This window comes from Polaribacter sp. MED152 (assembly GCF_000152945.2).
Taxonomy (GTDB): domain Bacteria; phylum Bacteroidota; class Bacteroidia; order Flavobacteriales; family Flavobacteriaceae; genus Polaribacter.
The window spans coordinates 2,778,515-2,799,348 of record NC_020830.1; the positions used below are offsets into that span (position 1 = coordinate 2,778,515).

A 20,834-nucleotide genomic window follows, 5' to 3' on the forward strand; every position below is an offset into this window, starting at 1 on the left:
TCCCTTTTTTTGTAAATAAAAAGTAATAACTCTTTTAGCTAAAAATAAGCTTATATCTTATTTTTGTAAAACTTTTTCTGTATGGCAGAAAATAAACAGAATAAAAAATGAAATATCAACAAAGAAAAAAAGCGTTAGTATTATTAGCAGATGGTACTATTTTTTATGGTAAGTCTGTAGGAATAGAAGGTTCAGCAACTGGTGAAATTTGTTTTAATACTGGAATGACGGGTTATCAAGAAATCTTTACAGATCCTTCTTACTTTGGTCAGTTAATGGTAACTACCAATGCTCATATAGGTAATTACGGAGTGAATGATAATGAAGTAGAATCAGATTCAATTAAAATATCAGGTTTAATTTGTAGAAACTTTAGTTTTACACATTCTAGAGTAGATTCTAATGGCAATTTATTAGACTGGTTTAAAAAACATAATCTTGTTGCGATTTCAGATGTTGATACTAGAGCGCTTGTTTCTTATATTAGAGACAATGGAGCAATGAATGCCATAATTTCTACAGATGTAGATAATATTGAAAGCCTTAAAAAGCAATTAGCAGCTGTACCAAGTATGGAAGGATTAGAATTGGCCTCTAAAGTATCTACTAAAGAACCTTATTTTATTGGTGAAGAAGATGCACCTATAAAAATATCGGCACTAGATATTGGTATCAAAAAAAATATATTAAGAAACTTAGCAAAAAGAGGAGCATATATAAAAGTGTTTCCATATAATTCTAGATTTGAAGATTTAGAAAGTTTTAATCCTGATGGTTATTTTATTTCTAACGGTCCTGGAGATCCAGAGCCTTTAACAGAAGCAATTGAAGTAGCTAAAGAGATTATTAAAAGAGATTTACCGCTTTTTGGAATTTGTTTAGGGCATCAAGTTATAGCATTGGCAAACGGAATTTCTACTTACAAAATGCATAATGGTCATAGAGGAATTAATCATCCTATAAAAAACCTTTTAACGGGTAAAGGAGAAATTACTTCTCAAAACCATGGTTTTGCCATTAATAGAGAAGAAACAGAAGCTAATCCTGTTGTAGAAATTACACACATTCATTTAAATGATAATACTGTTGCTGGTATTAGTATGAAAGACAAAAAAGTGTTTTCTGTGCAGTACCATCCAGAAGCTAGTCCAGGACCAAACGATTCTGTGTATTTATTCGATCAATTTATAGATAGTTTGGGCAAGAATAAAGAAGTTTCGTCTACACTTTAAGGTTATTAATCGAAATTTACCTGTTTTTCAAGTGGTATTAATTCCTGATTTATAATATAATAGTATATTTGAAGTGTGATGTAAAAATCACATTTCTTTTTCATAGCAATTTTCCCACTCAATTTTATTGAGTGGGTTTTTTGATTTTAGGATACTCAGCAAACGTTTTCGTAATTATTCAAAACCAAATTATTAAATCTATACAACATTTTGTAATTTAGCAATGACTAATCAAAGCTCTGTATAATTGAGCTTTAAATCTATAAAAATGAGTATAATTATAAGTGTACATGCACGTCAAATATTTGATTCAAGAGGTAACCCAACTGTAGAAGTAGATGTTACTACAGAAAACGGAATTGTAGGTAGAGCTGCTGTTCCTTCAGGTGCTTCTACAGGAGAACATGAAGCTGTAGAACTTAGAGATGGTGGTAAAGATTACATGGGTAAAGGAGTTTTAAAAGCTGTAGAAAATGTAAACAATACTATTGCAGAAGAACTTTTAGGTGTTTCTGTTTTTGAGCAAAACGCAATAGATCAATTAATGATTGATTTAGATGGTACTAGCAATAAATCAAAATTAGGTGCAAATGCAATTTTAGGTGTATCATTAGCAGCAGCTAAAGCAGCAGCAAATGAATTAGGAATGCCTTTATATAGATATGTTGGTGGTGTTTCTGCAAACACCTTACCATTACCAATGATGAATATCATTAATGGTGGTTCGCATTCAGATGCTCCAATTGCATTTCAAGAATTTATGGTTATGCCTGTAAAAGCAAATAATTTTTCTGAAGCAATGAAAATGGGTTCTGAAATTTTTCATAACCTAAAGAAGGTTTTACACGATAGAAATTTATCAACAGCAGTAGGTGATGAAGGTGGTTTTGCGCCAACTTTAGAAGGTACAGAAGATGCTTTAGATACTATTGCTTTGGCCGTTGAAAATGCGGGTTATTCTTTTGGTGATGAAATTATGATTGCCTTAGACTGTGCAGCAGCAGAGTTTTATGTTGATGGTGCATACGATTACACTAAGTTTGAGGGTAGTAAAGGTAAAGTAAGAACTAGCCAAGAGCAAGCAGATTATTTAGCTGAGTTAGCAGCCAATTATCCTATTATATCTATTGAAGATGGTATGGATGAAAATGATTGGGATGGTTGGAAATACCTTACAGAAAAAATTGGCGATAAAGTTCAATTAGTAGGTGATGATTTATTTGTTACTAATGTAGAGAGATTATCAAAAGGTATTGACAATGGTATCGCAAATTCAATATTAATTAAAGTAAATCAAATTGGTACTTTAACAGAAACCATAGCTGCAGTAAATATGGCTAAAAATGCTGGATATACTTCTGTAATGTCTCACAGATCTGGAGAAACTGAAGACAATACCATTGCAGATTTAGCAGTAGCTTTAAACTGTGGTCAAATTAAAACTGGTTCTGCTTCACGTTCAGACAGAATGGCTAAGTACAATCAATTATTAAGAATTGAAGAAGCTTTAGGAGCAACTGCTTACTTTCCAAAAGAGAAAGCTTTTAAGATATAATACAATTATCATATTTTATATAAAAACCTTGCAATATTCTTGCAAGGTTTTCTTGTTTATTAAGGTATTGTTAAATAAATCAATTTTATGTTTTAATACTAAAAATCTATATCTGTATCCTTTTAAAATATTTTAAAATATGGTATCTTCGTGCAAGGAAAAATTTTATTAAAAAATACATAAATGCCAGATATAGCTAAATTACATATTGGAGATAATTCTTACGAATTTCCTCTAGTAAAAGGAACAGAAGATGAAGTTGCAATTGATATAAAATCATTAAGAGGTGCAACAAATGGAGTGATTACAATCGATCCTGGTTTTAAAAATACAGGTTCTTGTGAAAGTGCCATTACATTTTTAGATGGTGAAAAAGGTATTTTAAGATATAGAGGTTATCCAATAGAGCAATTGGCAGAGAAAGCAGACTTTTTGGAAGTTGCTTATGCTTTAATTTTTGGTGATTTACCAACTACTGAGCAATTAGAGAAATTTCATTCAGATATTAAATCTAAATCTGTTGTTGATGATGATGTTAAAAAGATTTTAGATGCTTTTCCAAAAACGGCTCACCCAATGGGTATTTTGTCTTCATTAACAAGTGCGCTTACTGCTTTTAATCCTTCTTCTGTAAATGTAGATTCAGAGGAAGATATGTATAGAGCAATTGTTAAAATATTAGGGAAGTTCCCTGTTTTAGTAGCATGGACAATGCGTAAAAAACAAGGATTGCCTTTAAACTACGGTTCTAAGTCTTTAGGGTATGTAGAAAATATTATGCAAATGATGTTTGAGCAGCCAAATGAAACTTATGAAATGAATACCATTGTAAAAGATGCTTTAGATAAATTATTAATTTTACATGCAGATCATGAGCAAAACTGTTCTACATCTACAGTAAGAATAGTTGGATCTTCTCATGCTGGTTTATTTGCTTCTTTATCTGCAGGTATTTCTGCACTTTGGGGGCCATTACATGGTGGTGCTAACCAAGCAGTATTAGAAATGCTAGAAGCTATTAAAGAAGATGGTGGAGATACTAAAAAGTACATGGCTAAAGCAAAAGATAAGAACGATCCATTTAGATTAATGGGCTTTGGTCATAGAGTTTATAAAAACTTCGATCCAAGAGCAAAAATCATTAAGAAGGCTGCAGATGAAGTATTAAATAGTTTAGGTGTTAATGATCCTATTTTAGAAATAGCAAAAGGATTAGAAGAAGAAGCTTTAAACGATCCTTACTTCGTAGACCGTAAACTATATCCAAATGTAGATTTCTATTCAGGTATTATTTACAGAGCAATGGGTATTCCTGTAGAAATGTTTACAGTAATGTTTGCTTTAGGGCGTTTACCAGGTTGGATTGCACAATGGAAAGAAATGAGATTAAATAAAGAGCCAATAGGTAGACCACGTCAAATCTATACTGGTGAAACAGAAAGATCTTTTACATCTATTGAAAACAGATAATAAACTATTATTTATACTATAAAATTAAAAGCTTCATAAATTATGAAGCTTTTTTTATAATCAATAAAATGATAAAACTAAATATTACTAACGAAACTTCTAAGTTAAAGGCTGTAGTTTTAGGAACAGCAAAAAGTGTTGGGCCAATACCTAAACCAGAAGATTGTTATGATCCAAAAAGTTTAGAGCATGTTTTAGCTGGCACTTATCCTAAAGAACAAGATATGGTTCAAGAAATGGAGGAGGTAGCTGCTGTATTAAAGAAATACAATGTAGATGTTTACAGGCCAGAAATCATAGAAGACTATAATCAAATATTCTCTAGAGATATTGCTTTTGTAATTGATGATAAATTGGTAAAAGCAAATATACTTCCAGATAGGGAAAAAGAATATTTGGCTATTCAGCATGTTTTAGATTTAATTGGTTCTGAAAATATAATTCAACTTCCTGAAGAATGCCATGTTGAAGGTGGTGATGTTATGCCTTGGAATGACTATTTATTTGTAGGTACGTATTCAGGAGAAGATTACCCAGATTTTATAACGGCAAGAACAAATTCAGCAGCAGTAAATGAGTTGCAAAAACAGTTTCCAGATAAAATTGTAAAACCTTTTGAATTAAGAAAGTCAAATACCAATGCTAAAGAAAATGCATTGCATTTAGATTGCTGTTTTCAACCAATTGGTAAAAACAAGGCAATTTTACATAAAAACGGATTCTTAATAGAGGATGAATATAATTGGTTAAAAAATTACTTTGGTGAAGAAAATATCTTTGAAATAACCAAAGAAGAAATGTACAATATGAATAGTAATGTATTTTCTATTTCTGAAGATGTAGTAATATCTGAAGTCAACTTTAAAAGATTAAATACTTGGTTAAGAGAAAATGGTTTTACGGTTGAAGAAGTGCATTATTCAGAGATTGCCAAGCAAGAAGGTTTGTTAAGGTGTTCTACAATGCCTTTAATTAGAGAATAAAAAAAACGCTGCATAAAGCAGCGTTTTTGTTTTGTAAAATCGAAATAATATTAAGGTAATAATACTGTGTCTATAGCATGTACAACACCATTTGTAGCTTGTACATCGTTGGTAGCAGGACTTACAATTATATTTACAGTTTGATTGCTTGAAGTTTTTATTTGTGCTCCAGAAGTTAAATCAATTGTAATACTTCCTCCTATAACTGGCACATCTCCATTAGATAATTGCTTGGCCTGAACATTTAAACCATTCACAACATGGTACTTTAAAACAGCATCTAACGTTGCAATTGGTACATCTGTCAAGCTATTCCAATTTTGATTTGAATCTAATAAATCTTGAAAAGCATCATTGGTAGGTGCAAAAACTGTAAAAGGTCCATCACCATTTAAGATAGATACAAAATCTGTAGTATGTCTAGAGTCCGTTAAAGCAGCCACTAAGCTTGTAAAACCGCTGTTATTAAGTGCAATAGTAACCACATTTGGAGGTAACATCACTTTATCAATAACATGTACAATTCCATTAGATGCATTTACATCTGTTGTTAATGGTGTTGCAGTACCATTAAATGAAACACCTCCAGTTACTTCTACTTGCAAAGAAATTGCTTCGTTATTTGGCCCAGTTGACAATGTGTTTACATAAGTGTCAGATAATTCACTAGACATAACTTCGCTATCTAAAACATGAAACAATAAGACCGCTCTTAAAGTTTCTACAGGAATATCATTTATTGTATTCCAATCAGCATTTGAATCTAATAATTCTTGAAAAGCATCATTTGTAGGTGCAAATACTGTAAAATTACCATCACTAGATAAAGTGCCAGCAAGATCTGCTCTTGTTACTGCTGCTGCTAATTCTGTTAAATTATTATTTAAAGCAACATCGACAATTGTGTTTGTTTGAGGAGTAACATTATTATCATCATCATCATTACAAGATGAGAATAAAATTAGCACTACTAAAACCGATAAAAATTTTGAAATTGTTTTCATTTGAATTGGGGTATTAATTATTGTTTAAATATTTTTTGATAAAATTAAACAGAATTAACATTTGAAACTGTTAAACAAATGATAAAATTTGGTGCAGAATATTGAACATTCTTATTCTTACTGTAAAATAAAAAGCATAATTTTACACTTTAATTAGAAATTAATGCAACAAACTACGAATTCAATATTGATGATTCGTCCTGTAAACTTTAGGATGAATGAGCAAACAGCGGTTAATAATTACTATCAAGAAGATTTAAGTATTAAGAATGTAGAGATTAATAAAAAGGCGCAATTAGAATTTGATGATTATGTTAACAAGCTAAAATCTTTTGGAATTAATGTAATTGTAATTTCAGATAATTTAGAAAATGATACTCCAGATTCTATCTTTCCAAATAACTGGATTTCTTTTCATGCAAATGGTACAGTTGCAATTTATCCGATGTTTGCAGAGAATAGAAGGTTAGAACGAAGAGAAGATGTTTTAGAAAAGCTTGAAGAAAATGGTTTTGTAATTGAGAGTGTTGTTGATTATACGTCTGCAGAAGAACAAAACATTTTTTTAGAGGGTACAGGAAGCATGATTTTAGATAGAAAAAATCAAAAGGCATATTGTGCATTATCTCCAAGAGCAGACGAAGAACTGTTTATTGAGTTTTGTGAAGATTTTGAGTATACTCCCGTTATTTTTACTGCAAATCAAACTGTAAATGGAGCTAGAGAAGCCATTTATCATACTAATGTTATGATGTGTGTTGCAGAAACTTTTGCTGTAATCTGCTTGTCTTGCATAGATGATAAAAAAGAGCGTAAGCACGTTTTAAAATCTTTAAAAGAAGATAAAAAAGAGGTGATAGATATTTCTGAAGAGCAAGTAACTAATTTTGCAGGGAATATGTTGCAAGTGCAAGGTGCCAATAATGAACGTTTCTTAATCATGAGTCAATCTGCTTATGATTGTTTAACCAAAGACCAAATAAATAGAATTCAAAAGCATTGTAAGATAATTTCTAGTTCTTTATCTACAATTGAAACTTGTGGAGGAGGAAGTGCAAGATGTATGATGGCCGAAGTTTTTTTACCAAAACAATAAAAAATGGGGTTACTTTTATTAGCATTAGCTCCTGTAGTAGTTATCTTGATTTATATTTATGTAAAAGATAAATATGAGAAAGAACCCATAGGCCTTCTAGTTAAAAACTTTTTATTAGGTGCTATAGTAAGTATAATAATAACTGTTGTGTTAGGCTTTGCAGCAAACATTATTTTTCCTGTAACAGATGAAAAAGATATTTTTCAACAATTTGTAAAAGCGTTCTTTGTGGTAGCGTTAGTAGAAGAATTTTCAAAATATATTATTGTAAAATACTACTCACAGAAAAAAACTGATTTTAATGAGCCTTTTGATGGTATAGTGTATGCAGTAGTTGTTTCTATGGGTTTTGCAGCCTTAGAAAATGTTCTTTACGTTTATCAATATGGAGTAGCAACAGGTTTAACCAGAGCTTTTACTGCAGTGCCTGCACATGCAACTTTCGGAATTTTAATGGGTTACTTTATGGGCAAGGCTAAGTTTTCTGAAAATCGTGTTAAATACAATTTATTAGGATTGCTAATTGCCACACTTTTTCATGGAGCCTATGACTTTTTTCTATTTATAAACTTTATTCCAGGTATTGCTATTGGTGCGTTTGTTTCTTTAATAATCGGAATTGTATTGTCTAGAAAAGCAATAAAAAAACACCAATCAATTTCTCATTTTAAAGCTTAATCAGCTTTTTGGTTATTGCTGACTCATTCTCAAAATTTACTTTTACCAAATACATTCCTTTAGGTAAATTACTAATATTTACTTGAGAACTCATATTAGTCAATTTAAAAACTTCCTTACCTAAAGTACTGTAAATAGAAAGACTTTTAACGTGGGCATAATTAGAAAAATTAATAAAGTCAGAGGCAGGATTAGGAGTAATTGTAAAATTTTTTAATTCTTGGTTTTTAGTGCTTAAGGTTTTTAATCGATCGTCTTTAAACTCATATAATTTTTGAGTCAAACTTATTCCATTGCTATCTACTTTTTCTCTAGAAATATAGAATTTTCCGTTATCAAAAGAGGTAATTGCTTCTACCTGGCTAAATTGTTCTAATTGAGAAGAGGATAAGGTAGTTTTATCAAAACCAGCAAAAAAGATGTCCTCACTAAATATTGGGCTTCTCCTTATATATATTATAAACGGATTTGCTGCAGAATCAGAACCACAAATCAAGTATGCTTCACTATTAACTGTTGCTCCAGTTATTAAGCCTTCTACATCACCAGTACTAATTTTTTCAGCAGTATAATTCCCTATAGCTTTTGGTATTTTATATAAGTTACTTTTTAAATCGGCCCAGTTTTTAGAAAAAATGTATAATGAATTGTCAATAACCACAAATGCTTCTGCATCAAAATTATGCATGTTAGTTCTTACAGTAAAATCAGTTTGATCTTCGTAGGCAAAACTTATTGTTTCTGCAGTTACAGTATCGCTTGCTAGGTAATCAGATTTTGCAATTCTGTATATTTTTAAATCGGTTCTATCTCCATTATTATTTCCAAAATCACCAATATAAATGTAAGTTTCATCTTCTGTAATATCTTCCCAATCTACATTTGTGGCATTTGAAATTGTTACAGTTCTTAATAAATTACCAGTTAAACTATCTAATTCGTACAAATTGGCAGCATCACCACTATCATTATGTGTAATTATTTTTCCATCAAGAAATAGCAGTCCAGAAGTTTCTGAAATTTCACTAGGCAAGTCAAATTTATCTTTAAAGTTTTCAATTTGAGAAAATCCTAAATTGACAGAAAGAATAAACAGCAGAAAAAGAACAATTTTTTTAATCATAAGTTAGTTTTTTAATGCTTCAACTACAATTTTTCCTGTTGAAGAATTTGGAGCTTCTATGCCTAGCAAGTTAGCCATTGTTGGTGCAATGTCAGTAATTTCATAACGTTTTTTAGAAACACCCCTTTTAATTCCTTTTCCATAAAAGATTATAGGAATGTGTGTGTCATAAGAATAACCAGAACCGTGTGAAGTTCCTGTTTTTGATCTTGATAATGTTGCAGGATAAGGAATTAGCATTACATCTCCAGACAATTTTTGATTATATCCATTCTGTAATGAATTCATAATACCCTCTGTAAAATGGGTGGTTTGTAGAGTTTTGGCAGTAACTGCTTTGTAAATGCCTTCTAAATTTTCCAATTCACTTACAATTTTATCTGCTACTTCGTTCTTTGTAAAACCTAAAGCCTCAATCTTATTTTTATTTAAGAAAATTTGATAGTTAGAAATATTGTTTACAAATTCATTAGAGTTAAAATACTTTTTAGTAATTGACGAAATAGAATCTCTAAGCTGATTAATCTTTAAATAGTGAGCAGGTATTTTTAGCGATTGCAAATAAGAAGGTACATGAACAGCAGCATGATCTGCAGTTAAGAAAAGCGTATAATTATCTTTACCAACCTTGTTGTCTAAAAATTTAAAAAAATCTGATAAATCTCTATCTAGCTTTAAATAAGTGTCCTCTATTTCAACAGAGGCTGGCCCATATTGATGACCAATATAATCTGTAGATGAAAAACTGATGGCTAAAAAATCGGTATGCTTGCTTTTACCAAGTTTTTCACCCAGAATTGCAGCTTTTGCAAAATCTACAGTTAATGTATTACCTTCAGGTATCGCCTTGAGTATATTGTAATTGCCATTCTGATTTCTAAGTTGAGGGATTTTATGAGGAAAAGTAGGTGTGGTTTCACCTCTGAATAAACCTTCAAAATTATTGTTATCAGCAATACTTTTAGTGTATGTATCTATATCAAAAAGGGTAGTCCAAGGTTCTATTAAATATTTATTTGCTTTTCCAGATAAATTAAAATCTGTAACCCATTTTGGTAATGCATTCATGTAAAATGAACTTGAAATAAATTTACCCTCATTACCACCATCAAACCAATAAGCACCATTGGCAGTGTGGCCTGCAGGCAAAATTGCAGATCTGTCTTTTATAGCTATACCTATTGATTTTCCTTGTGAAACTTGATGTAATTTTAGTTGATCAGCTAAAGTCGAAGTAAATAATCTGTGAGGCGATTTTTTACCAGCTTTCCCACTGTTACCAACAGTTTCATAATTAGCATCATCTACGCAATAAATAGTCTTATTCAAAAATTTATCATACCAATTATTAGAAATAATTCCATGATTATTAGGTGTTGTTCCACTATAAATTGTTGCATGACCAACTGCAGTATAAGTTGGAATTAAATTGTAATGTGCGTTTTCTAGTGAAAATCCATCATTTAATAATCGCTTAAATCCATCATCTGTAAAACGATCTGAGAAACGTGTTAAGTAATCATATCGCATTTGATCAATCACGATTCCAATTACTAATTTAGGATTGTTTTTTATAGTTTCATTTGCTGTAAAACTTAAAAAAAATAAAGAGGTGAAAATATATACTATGTATTTCTTCATGAGTTGTTAAATCTAATTCATAACAAAAGTAAATATTTTTTATTTTGAATACGCGAATTAGATATTGTCTAAATGTTATTTCTTAATTTAGCGTAAAAATAAATCTGTGAATTACATAGAACACATTGGTAAATATTATTTAATGCTAAAGCAGGTTTTTAAAAGACCCCAAAAAGCTAGGGTGTTTTATGATGCTTTACTAAAAGAAATTGAAGAATTAGGTCTAAAATCTTTGGGCATTATTCTATTCATTTCTTTCTTTATAGGTGGTGTAATTGCATTACAAACTGCCTTAAATTTAGATAGTGCTTTTATACCCAGATCTTTAATTGGTTTTGCAGCCAAAAGATCAATAATTTTAGAATTTGCACCTACTTTCTGCTCTATAATTTTAGCAGGTAAAGTTGGGTCTTATATAACCTCTAGTATTGGTACTATGAGGGTTACAGAACAAATTGATGCTTTAGAAGTAATGGGTATCAATTCATTGAATCACTTAGTTTTACCAAAGGTAATTGCTACAGTTTTCTTTTATCCTTTTTTAATTACTTTAGGAATGGTTTTAGGGATGTTTGGGGGTTGGTTAGCAGGTGTGCTTTCGGGTCTTTTTAGTGGTGTAAATTATATAGAAGGTTTACAAACAGACTTTCAACCGTTTTTAATAGTTTATGCGCTTATCAAAACCTTAGTATTTGCTTTTCTGATAGCTACAGTGCCTTCATATCATGGTTATTATGTAAAAGGAGGCTCAATAGCAGTAGGTAAGGCAAGTACACAATCTGTAGTTTGGACAACCATTTTAATAGTGATAGCAAATTACTTTTTAACACAAATGCTACTTACATAAATGATAGAAGTTAAAGATTTAAGAAAAGGCTTTGGAGATGTAGAGGTATTAAAAGGTATTTCTACCACATTTCATCCAGGAAAAACAAGTTTGATTATTGGTCAAAGTGGTGCAGGTAAAACTGTTTTCCTAAAATCATTAATTGGGTTGCACACACCAGAAGGAGGTACCATTTCTTTTGATGGTAGAATAAATACAAATTTTAGTATCGAAGAGAAAAGACAATGGAGACAAGAAATTGGTATGGTTTTTCAAGGAAGTGCCCTTTTCGATTCACAAACAGTTGAAGAAAATGTAATGTTTCCATTAAAAATGTTTACAAAACAATCTCAGGCTGAAATGTTAGAGCGAGTTAATTTTGTACTAGATAGAGTTAATCTTAAAGATTCTAATGATAGATTTCCTGCTGAACTTTCTGGTGGAATGCAAAAGAGAGTTGCCATTGCAAGAGCTATTGTAATGAAACCTAAATATTTATTTTGTGATGAACCTAATTCAGGTTTAGACCCACAAACAGCAACAGTAATTGATAATTTAATTCAAGAAATTACAGAAGAATATCAAATAACAACGGTTATAAATACTCATGATATGAATTCTGTAATGGAAATTGGAGAAAAAATTATTTTTTTAAAGGATGGTAAAAAAGAGTGGGAAGGAAGTAGTGAAGAGATGTTTAAAACTGATAATGAAGCAGTTGTAGGTTTCGTGTATTCTTCTAATTTATTTAAAAAAGTAAGAGAGGCATATTTAAACGAAACAAATTAATGAAAACGTTTGTTTTTTATAAAATAACTTATATATTTGCACCCGCTTAAACGAAAGGAATGACCTGGTAGCTCAGTTGGTAGAGCATCTCCCTTTTAAGGAGAGGGTCCTGGGTTCGAGCCCCAGCCCGGTCACTAAAAACTCTGCAAGAAATTGCAGAGTTTTTTTTATTGCTAGCGAATTATGCATTTAAAGTGATATTTTTAGTACATGATAAAATCACTTTTAATATATTTTACTTTTTTCTTTATGGTTAATTCTACTCACTTGCTATTTGATTTTTCAAAGGAATCTAAGTTGTCTTCTTGGAGAATTGTAGATGATGTGGTTATGGGAGGCAGGTCTAATGGTTCTTTTAAAATAAATGAAGCTGGGAATGGACTTTTTTATGGAGATATATCATTAAAAAACAACGGTGGTTTTTCTTCATTGAGGTACTCTTTTGATAAACTATCAATTTCTAATTATACTAAAATTGTATTGAGAATAAAAGGTGATGGTAAGCAGTATCAATTTAGAATTAAAGACGATAATGATAACTTCTATTCTTATATAAAACAATTTAAAACTAGTGGGAATTGGGAAACCATTGAAATCCCATTAAGTGAAATGTATCCAGCATTTAGAGGAAGAAAATTAGACATCCAAAATTTTAATTCAAATACCTTAGCCCAAATTGCTTTTTTAATAGGTAATAAAAAAGAAGAGTCTTTTAAGCTTGAAATTGACAAAATCTATCTTAAATAACAATCTACATTTCAGATACTTTTTTTCGTATCTTTCCAAAGCTATTTTAACGATTTCATGGAAGAAGACATTCAAAAAAATATAAAACCACATCCTCCAACAGAAGAGAATACCTCTCAAAATATAAAGGATGATGCCAAAGGCTTATTTGTAAATATTAAACAGTTTCTAATAGAGCTCTTTGATTTTAGAGATGATACAGATCATGAGGCAACTTTAGAGGCAATTAAAGCCGATATTCCGTTTAAAGGTGCAACTGCATGGATTTTAATTTTTGCAGTATTTGTAGCTTCTATTGGCTTAAATGCAGATTCAACAGCTGTTGTTATTGGAGCTATGCTTATATCACCTTTAATGGGGCCAATTTTAGGTATTGGGATGTCTTTTGCATTAAATGATATAGAAACCTTTAAAAAGTCTTTAATCAATCTTGGTATTATGATTGGTTTGAGCTTGTTTGCTTCGTTTTTATTTTTCTATTTTTTTCCACTTAGTGAAGATAATTCTGAATTGTTAGGTAGGGTTAGTCCAGATATTAGAGATGTTTTAATTGCCTTTTTTGGTGGTTTGGCATTAATGGTTGCTAGAACAAAAAGAGGTACAATTGCTTCAGTAATTTTCGGTGTTGCCATTGCAACTGCTTTAATGCCACCTTTATGTACTGCAGGTTATGGTTTGGCAAAAGCTAATTTTTCTTACTTCTTTGGTGCTATGTATTTATTTACTATAAATACTATTTTTATTGCTTTAGCAACATTTTTAGTGATGAAATTGTTGCGTTTTCCTATGCATAAATATGCAAACGCTGCTAAAAGAAAACGTTACTCGACTATTGCTACAGTAGTTGGAGTAGCTGTAATGATACCTGCTATTTTCACTTTTTTAAGAGTTTTTGAAGACAGTCAAATTACCAATCAATTTGATAATTTCGTTAAGAATGAAATAAAAGAAATTGACGGTTTTCAACTTATTGGAGATCCAGAACTAAGTATAAAAGATAAAGAAATCAAGATGAGCTTCTTTAATGAAGTGAGTGATGGCGAAAGAAATTTGATAAAAAATCAATTAAATAATAAAGAATATATTAAGATTAAAGATTTTGATATTAAAATAAAAGGTAGTGATACTAAGAGTTTTGAACTCATTACAACTGCATACAAAGAGAAAAGAGAAGAGTTGCAAGAAAGCGAAAATATTATTGATGGATTGCACAAACAAATCACTGAGCTGAAACAAACTATTTCTTCTTTAAATACAAGAATTGAACAAGATGCTTTAAATAAAAATCAACAGGCTATTGCTTTTAGTTCAGTTATAAAAGAAGCAAAAATTAGATATAATAATATTGAGTCTATAGCCTTTTCTAGAGAGTTATATTCCAAAGATTTTATCAAAATTGATACAATTCCTGTAGCAACAATTAATTGGAATGATAAATTAAAAGATTCCGTTTTAATTAATAAGGAGTTAGAACTGAGGGCTTGGTTGCAAAAAGAAATGAAATTAGATACCCTGTTTATTAAGCGAGAATAAAGCGTTTAATTATCAATAATTTCTACCTCAACATTTTGATTGAACAAATATACTTTTCCGTTTATTGTGTTTAGGCATTCAAAACGAGTTCTTCTTTTATTGCCTTTTTTATACGTGGTGTTTTTAAATAAAAATGCTTGTCCAAAGGGTAGCTCAAAAACAAATGTTTTTCCAGAACTAGGCTTAAACTCTCTTAAGGCTAAGGATAATTTTGCGTCAGAATCTGTGCTGGCTTTAGGATTCTTTAAATAATTGGCTAAATGAGGTAACATTTCATATTTAAAAATATCTGGCTTTAAGAAAGGTAACATTAAATGTTGAAAAACCTTTTTCCACTCTTTTCCATGAGGTTGAACTCTACCAAATTTCTGATGCGTTATATGGTGTGCAATTTCGTGAACAAGCGTTAATAAAAATTGATATTGATTTAAGTTGTTGTTAACCGTGATTTGAAAACTGCCATCTGGCATTTTTCTGAAATCTCCATGTTTAGTTTCTCTTTGGTTTACAATTTTTAGGCTAAAGTTATTTTGTTCAATTAAATATTGAACCATTAACACTGCTTTGTCTGGTATGTACTTAGAAAGGATGGAGTTCAATTTTTAAAAATTATGGAGTAGAGCTAGAAACTTCTAATATTTTTCCATTGTAAAATTTATTTCCAGTCAATGAGAAATTGTAGATATAATCTGCCATTTCTTTTGCAGATAGAGGAGCCTTGTAATCAGGAAAAGCTTCTTCCAGCATTTCTGTCTGTACTGCTCCAAGAGCTAAAACATTAAAAGCAATTCCTACTTCTTTATATTCTTCTGCTAATAATTCAGATAGCGTAATCACAGCGCCTTTTGCAGAACTATATGCAGCTAAGCCAGGAAATTTCATGCTTCCTTGTACACCACCCATTGAACTGATAGTGACCACATGGCTGTTGTTTTGTAAAAACGGAATTAATGTTTTTGTTAATTCAGCAACACCAAAAACATTTACTTTGTAAACATCTATAAAATCATTAGAGGTAAGCTCTGTAAATGGTTTGTTGATTAGTTTACCAGCATTGTTTATTAAAATATCAACTGTTTTCCAATTATCTTCTATGAATGATTTTACTTTATGAATGTCAGAATCAACAGCTAAATCAACAGAAAGTGTATGTATATTTTTATGATTTACGGCTTTTAATGGCTTATCATTTCTAGATAAAGCAAGTACATTATGGCCATTATTCGCAAATTGTTGGGCTAATTCAAAACCAATTCCTCTACTTGTACCTGTTATAACAACATTTTTCATTAACATTCAAAATTTATAATTAATAGCAAATTACTTATTTTTTCATACATTTAAGAATTAAATCAAGATAAATGAAGAAATTATTTTTAGTTCTTTTTGCAATACTAATTGCCCAAAATATTTCAGCACAAACTAGCTACATTTTATGTGGAAAATTGGTAGATACCAAATCAGGTAAAATCTATAAAGAAAAAACTATTGTTGTTAAAGGCAATAAAATTGCTGAGGTTAAAGACGGCTACATTATGCCTAAAAGCGCAAACTTAATAGATTTGCGAGATAATGTTGTGATGCCAGGTTTAATAGATATGCATGTGCATTTAGAAATGGAGTATGATGATAAAACAAGAATTAATAAATACATTTTAGATGAGGCAGATGTTGCGTATAATTCTGTAAAATTTGCAGAAACTACCTTAAAAAATGGATTTACAACAGTTAGAGATTTAGGGGGTACAGGTGTAAATATTTCGCTTAGAAATGCCATCAACGCAGGTAAAATTCCTGGTCCTAGAGTTTTTACAGCAGGTAAATCTTTAGCTACAACTGGTGGCCATGCAGATCCTACAAATGGAAGTAGCAGAAAATTAATTGGTAATCCAGGGCCAAAAGAAGGTGTTGTAAACTCGGTTGAAGATGGTAGAAAGGCGGTTAGACAACGCTACAAAAATGGGGCTGATTGTATTAAAATTACTGCAACTGGAGGTGTTTTAAGTGTTGCTAAATCTGGAGATAATCCTCAATTTACTATAGAAGAAATTAAGGCAATTTGTGAAATGGCTAAAGATTATGGTATGCATGTGGCTGCGCATGCTCATGGAGATGAAGGTATGCAAAGAGCAATAATTGGAGGTGTAAAAACCATTGAACATGGTACTTATATGAGTGATGAAACTATGGATTTAATGAAAAAATACGATGCTTATTTAGTACCTACAATTACTGCTGGAAAAGAAGTTGCAGAAAAAGCAAAAATAGCTGGATTTTATCCAGATATAGTAGTGCCAAAAGCATTAGCAGTTGGTCCACAAATTCAAGGTACATTTGGTAGAGCATATAAAAAAGGAGTAGGTATTGCATTTGGTACAGATGCAGGTGTTTTTAAACATGGAGTTAATGGTAAAGAATTTGGCTTTATGGTAGAGGCTGGTATGCCTGTTATGGAAACCCTTCAAGCAGCAACTATAACGAATGCAATGATTTTAAAAATGTCTGATGAAATTGGGCAGATTGATAAAGGCTTTTTTGCAGACATTATAGCAGTAAATGACGATCCAACAGAGAACATTGCAACTATGGAAAATGTAGTGTTTGTTATGAAAAACGGTATTGTATACAAACAATAAGGTATTATTAGATAAATAATTAAATTTTTAATAATAAATATTTATCTTTGAGGTAATTAGCTGAGTCCCCCAAGAAGTATTTATTTTAATAAAATGAATAGAAAATATTTAAACATTTTCTGGGCTTTACTAGGGATTATAATCATATTAAACGAATTCGTGATTGGTAAAATCGAATTCGTGGCTTTGAGTAAGATAAATTTTGGGACTTGGATATTTATACTTCTGTGGTTTACTATAGCCATTAAAAATTTATACTCATACTTTTCTAGTAAAACTTCTATTACTACAAAGAAGTAAATTTTCTTCCTTTAAAATAAAACATATTTAATTTAAAAGATAATGTGCTGATAAGCACCTATTGCTGGGTTAGCGGTTCTATCTACACCTAATAAGTCTGATGTAAAAGGTGTGCTAATTGCATTATTAATGGCACTTGAATTCTCTCCAATGATAAAATCTTCATTTTGAGTATTTCTAAAGTTAGAGGTATCATTTAAGATGATATTCTCATAATTTGCGTTGGTAAAATCCATTTCTTGATTACCATCAAAAGCATTGTTAGAATCATTAAATGAGATTAAACAGTTCTTAACGCTATAATTAAAAGTACTACCATCTACTTTATCTAAAAGAAATTCAATGTTGTTATTACCATCAAAAATACAATTGGTAAAATTGGCTGCATTTAAATCTCTGGTTGCTGTAACTTCATTTCCATTTGCATCAATAAAAACAAAAAAGTTGTTGACTAGCACAGCAGGTAATTGTCTAATTCCGTTATTCCAAAAATTTGCAAAAGTAGAATGTGTAAAATTGTAAGTACCACCAACAGTAGCTGCTAATGAAGCTTGTCCTGCAGAACCAACAACAACATTGTAGGCTTCAATATTTGTTTCCCTTGCTAAAATACCAAAGTTTGAGTTATTGTATATTTCAGAGTTTTCTAATTTAAGAGTAGGTGTAGTGTTAGATCCAATACTGTCTATTAAAATGCCTATGACTCCATTTCTAATTTGTGCATGTTTAATTTCATTGTTTTTACTTCCTGCACGCATCCAAATAGTTCCCCATTGACCAGGAATTTTGCTAAAACTATTTTCTAATCGATCTCCTTGAAACGTTACTTTTTCATCTAGGGTTCCATTTACTCGCAAACTAGCTTCTTTATCTATAATTAAGCCAGAATTTGCATGGAAATATATTTGTGAACCTGCGTTTATGGTAAGTGTTTTGTTAGCAGCAACAGCAGCATAACCGTAAATAACTGTAGGTTTTGTATTGTTAATTGTAAGCTCTGAATCTTCTAAAAATCTGCCTTTTATTGTAGTTGGTTGTCCATCAAGAGTTAAACTATCAATTTTCATGGTAATAGGATCTTTACCAGGAAAAATAAAGTTGGCATCTTGCACTAAGGTTACCAAATCTACATCTTGCTGATTGGCTCCTGTATCAAACAAAATACGATCTGTATATAAAGGATTTGTTATTGAGTTTGCATCAATAGTAGTTTCTACAAAAACAAAAATACTGTCTTCAGCAAGAATATCTATATTGTTAAATTCTTTACCAGGAATGCCATCTACATTTAATCTATAATTAGATGATGTACCATTTTCTAAAGCAATTCTAGGAATTGTAATTGCATTACCACCTCTATTGTAAACCTTTAAATTATAAGTTGCAGAACCAATATTTGTAAATACAGTATCTAAAAATACAGTGTCTTTAGAAAACTCTAAACTTCCAAAGTTGGGTATTGTAGAAAAATCTTTTCTACAAGAGCTCATTGTAATTAAACCAACACAAATTAGTAAGGCAACTAAATAACGCATAAATCAGTTTTGTATAAAAATAGAACTTTTAAATGATTGATTTATTATTTTTTAATCAATTTGATTTCAAATAAGTTGCCCCAGTTTTTTCCGGTTACAAATAATCTATCATTTTTGGCATCATAAGCAATACCATTTAATACTTCATCATCTTCCACAAGCTTTTGCGATTTTTTCATTTCAGCTTCTAAACCCTTAAGATTAATAAGTCCTTCTACTACACCATTTGCAGGATTGATGATAGCTATAATAGGTTTTTGATAATAATTGGCATATATTTTACCATTAATTAACTCTAACTCATTTAGTTGGCTTAGAGCTCTATCATGGGTATAGGTTTGTAAAGCTCTCTTTTCTGCTTGGGTACTCTTATCTAAAAACCAAATTTTATTTGTACCATCAGATTTTATTAGTTCAGTTTCGTTTTGAGTAAGACCCCAACCTTCTTTACTTTGGTTGTATTTAAACTCACCTATTTGATCAAAACTATTTAAATCATACACAAAGCCTTTGTCATTTTGCCAAGTTAACCAGATGATTTTATCACCTACAATTGTCATGCCTTCACCAAAGTATTTTTTATCTAAGTCTATTTTTTGTAAAACCTTACCAGATTTAATTTCTACTTTTCTTAAAGATGATTGTCCTCTTCTTCCAGTAGTTTCATAAAGAAAACCATTATAATATTCTAATCCTTGAGTGTAGGCTTTTTTGTCATGAGGATAGGTGTTGATTATTTCATACCCATAGATCGTTGGTTCAATATTGGCATATACTTCAAACGAGTTATTTACCTTCTTAGTTTTACCTGGTATAAAAACTAAAGCAGAAACTTGATGTTTTCCTAAACCAAAATCAGCAGTATTTATTTCTAAACTATTTCCATTTGCTGCAACTTCTTTACCATCTATAAAAAACTGAACCTTGTCTAAAGGTTTGTTATTTTCTTCTTCTAGATTAATAGTAATGTTTTTATCTAAAGTTGTTTTATTTTCTACCCTTAATTTTAATTTATAAGTATCATCACAACTTGTGAATAATAAGATAATTAAAGAGGTAATAATGCTTAACTTTTTCATTTTTTATAAATTGTAATTCTTGCTTTAATCGTTTTTATGCACTTAATTTGCAAAGGTTTAATGGTAAATTGATAGGTCTCATAAATAAAAGTAATTTATTTATTTGTATATTAAAAAATATCATTAAATTTGCATCCTCAAAATAGCAAAATCTGTTTTGATATTTAGAATAAAACTTTACCAACTTTATTCTGCAAACATAACATTTAAGAATTAAAATATTATAAAATGAAAAAAGGAATTCATCCAGAAAATTATAGAATGGTAGCTTTTAAAGACATGTCTAATGAAGATGTTTTTTTAACACGTTCTACTGTAGACACTAAAGAAACTTTAGAAGTTGATGGTGTTGAGTATCCTTTAGTAAAATTAGAGATCTCTAGAACATCTCACCCATTTTACACTGGTAAATCTAAACTTATTGATGCTGCAGGACGTATTGATAAATTTAAAAACAAATACAAGAAATTCAAGAAGTAAGCTTTTTAGGATTTTTAAAAATATAGGAACTCCAACATTTAATTGTTGGAGTTTTTTTTGTGCTCTAAAACATAAATTATTAATCCACATCAGATTCGGGTTTCCTTTTAAGTTTGTAAAGTCTTAT

Annotated in this window: 19 protein-coding genes and 1 tRNA gene; 13 read left to right on the forward strand and 7 right to left on the reverse strand. The window is 30.5% G+C overall.

Translation table 11 applies throughout. The annotated features are described in order from the left end of the window. Positions 1-107: 107 nt before the first annotated feature. From carA to MED152_RS12450, 4 genes are all read left to right on the forward strand, one after another. Positions 108-1,232, forward strand: a complete 1,125-nt coding sequence (gene carA, locus MED152_RS12435; RefSeq protein WP_015482247.1) for a glutamine-hydrolyzing carbamoyl-phosphate synthase small subunit — start codon at positions 108-110, stop codon at positions 1,230-1,232. Positions 1,233-1,500: 268 nt separating this feature from the next. Further along, positions 1,501-2,787, forward strand: coding sequence for a phosphopyruvate hydratase (gene eno / locus MED152_RS12440; RefSeq protein WP_015482248.1), 1,287 nt, complete (start codon positions 1,501-1,503; stop codon positions 2,785-2,787). A gap of 183 nt (positions 2,788-2,970) precedes the next feature. Continuing rightward, a complete protein-coding gene (locus MED152_RS12445; protein ID WP_015482249.1) occupies positions 2,971-4,257 on the forward strand; it encodes a citrate synthase in 1,287 nt (428 codons plus the stop codon). 68 nt (positions 4,258-4,325) lie between these two features. Beyond that, positions 4,326-5,240, forward strand: coding sequence for a dimethylarginine dimethylaminohydrolase family protein (locus MED152_RS12450; protein WP_015482250.1), 915 nt, complete (start codon positions 4,326-4,328; stop codon positions 5,238-5,240). Between the two features lie 50 nt (positions 5,241-5,290). On the opposite strand, the gene MED152_RS12455 is transcribed toward MED152_RS12450, so the two are convergent. Continuing rightward, positions 5,291-6,244 (reverse strand): fasciclin domain-containing protein, encoded by a 954-nt coding sequence (locus MED152_RS12455; RefSeq protein WP_015482251.1) that lies wholly within the window; start codon positions 6,242-6,244, stop codon positions 5,291-5,293. Between the two features lie 163 nt (positions 6,245-6,407). Between MED152_RS12455 and ctlX the strand changes: the two genes are divergently transcribed. Beyond that, positions 6,408-7,340: a citrulline utilization hydrolase CtlX gene (gene ctlX, locus MED152_RS12460; protein WP_015482252.1), complete on the forward strand. Its 933-nt coding sequence runs from the start codon at positions 6,408-6,410 to the stop codon at positions 7,338-7,340. Between the two features lie 3 nt (positions 7,341-7,343). Continuing rightward, complete coding sequence (locus MED152_RS12465) at positions 7,344-8,018, forward strand: PrsW family intramembrane metalloprotease (protein WP_015482253.1); 675 nt, start codon at positions 7,344-7,346, stop codon at positions 8,016-8,018. Here the strand turns inward: MED152_RS12465 and MED152_RS12470 are convergent. Both MED152_RS12470 and pafA read right to left on the reverse strand, forming a co-directional pair. Then, on the reverse strand, positions 8,008-9,141 hold the full coding sequence (locus tag MED152_RS12470) for a T9SS type A sorting domain-containing protein (RefSeq protein WP_015482254.1): 1,134 nt from the start codon (positions 9,139-9,141) through the stop codon (positions 8,008-8,010). The two genes, MED152_RS12465 and MED152_RS12470, sit on opposite strands and share 11 nt — an antisense overlap. Positions 9,142-9,144: 3 nt before the next feature. Beyond that, on the reverse strand, positions 9,145-10,782 hold the full coding sequence (gene pafA, locus MED152_RS12475; RefSeq protein ID WP_015482255.1) for an alkaline phosphatase PafA: 1,638 nt from the start codon (positions 10,780-10,782) through the stop codon (positions 9,145-9,147). Positions 10,783-10,888: 106 nt separating this feature from the next. On the opposite strand from pafA, the gene MED152_RS12480 reads away from it, so the two are divergent. The 5 genes from MED152_RS12480 to MED152_RS12500 all read left to right on the forward strand — a co-directional run bounded on the left by MED152_RS12480 (position 10,889) and on the right by MED152_RS12500 (position 14,677). Continuing rightward, entirely contained in the window at positions 10,889-11,629 is a 741-nt protein-coding gene (locus MED152_RS12480; protein ID WP_015482256.1) for an ABC transporter permease, read from the forward strand. Further along, positions 11,630-12,397, forward strand: coding sequence for an ABC transporter ATP-binding protein (locus MED152_RS12485; protein WP_015482257.1), 768 nt, complete (start codon positions 11,630-11,632; stop codon positions 12,395-12,397). A 61-nt stretch (positions 12,398-12,458) separates the two neighbouring features. Further along, a tRNA-Lys gene (locus MED152_RS12490) sits at positions 12,459-12,531 on the forward strand. Between the two features lie 115 nt (positions 12,532-12,646). Further along, positions 12,647-13,144 (forward strand): CIA30 family protein, encoded by a 498-nt coding sequence (locus MED152_RS12495; RefSeq protein ID WP_015482258.1) that lies wholly within the window; start codon positions 12,647-12,649, stop codon positions 13,142-13,144. Between the two features lie 57 nt (positions 13,145-13,201). Further along, positions 13,202-14,677, forward strand: a complete 1,476-nt coding sequence (locus MED152_RS12500; protein WP_015482259.1) for a DUF389 domain-containing protein — start codon at positions 13,202-13,204, stop codon at positions 14,675-14,677. A gap of 5 nt (positions 14,678-14,682) precedes the next feature. Here the strand turns inward: MED152_RS12500 and MED152_RS12505 are convergent, their stop codons facing one another. Both MED152_RS12505 and MED152_RS12510 read right to left on the reverse strand, forming a co-directional pair. Then, positions 14,683-15,276: a SprT-like domain-containing protein gene (locus MED152_RS12505; protein ID WP_041383688.1), complete on the reverse strand. Its 594-nt coding sequence runs from the start codon at positions 15,274-15,276 to the stop codon at positions 14,683-14,685. Positions 15,277-15,286: 10 nt separating this feature from the next. Further along, positions 15,287-15,967 carry an SDR family oxidoreductase gene (locus tag MED152_RS12510; protein ID WP_041384038.1) on the reverse strand — a complete coding sequence of 227 codons (681 nt, stop codon included), beginning with the start codon at positions 15,965-15,967 and terminating at the stop codon, positions 15,287-15,289. 71 nt (positions 15,968-16,038) lie between these two features. Here MED152_RS12510 and MED152_RS12515 point away from each other — a divergent pair, with 71 nt between their 5' ends. Then, positions 16,039-17,313, forward strand: coding sequence for an amidohydrolase family protein (locus MED152_RS12515; protein ID WP_015482262.1), 1,275 nt, complete (start codon positions 16,039-16,041; stop codon positions 17,311-17,313). Between the two features lie 332 nt (positions 17,314-17,645). On the opposite strand, the gene MED152_RS12520 is transcribed toward MED152_RS12515, so the two are convergent. After that, complete coding sequence (locus MED152_RS12520) at positions 17,646-19,148, reverse strand: hypothetical protein (RefSeq protein ID WP_015482263.1); 1,503 nt, start codon at positions 19,146-19,148, stop codon at positions 17,646-17,648. 44 nt (positions 19,149-19,192) lie between these two features. After that, positions 19,193-20,227 (reverse strand): glutaminyl-peptide cyclotransferase, encoded by a 1,035-nt coding sequence (locus MED152_RS12525; RefSeq protein ID WP_015482264.1) that lies wholly within the window; start codon positions 20,225-20,227, stop codon positions 19,193-19,195. A 228-nt stretch (positions 20,228-20,455) separates the two neighbouring features. On the opposite strand from MED152_RS12525, the gene MED152_RS12530 reads away from it, so the two are divergent. Beyond that, the gene (locus MED152_RS12530) at positions 20,456-20,707 is read left to right on the forward strand and encodes a type B 50S ribosomal protein L31 (protein WP_015482265.1); all 252 of its coding nucleotides are present in this window, start codon (positions 20,456-20,458) and stop codon (positions 20,705-20,707) included. Positions 20,708-20,834: the final 127 nt, after the last annotated feature.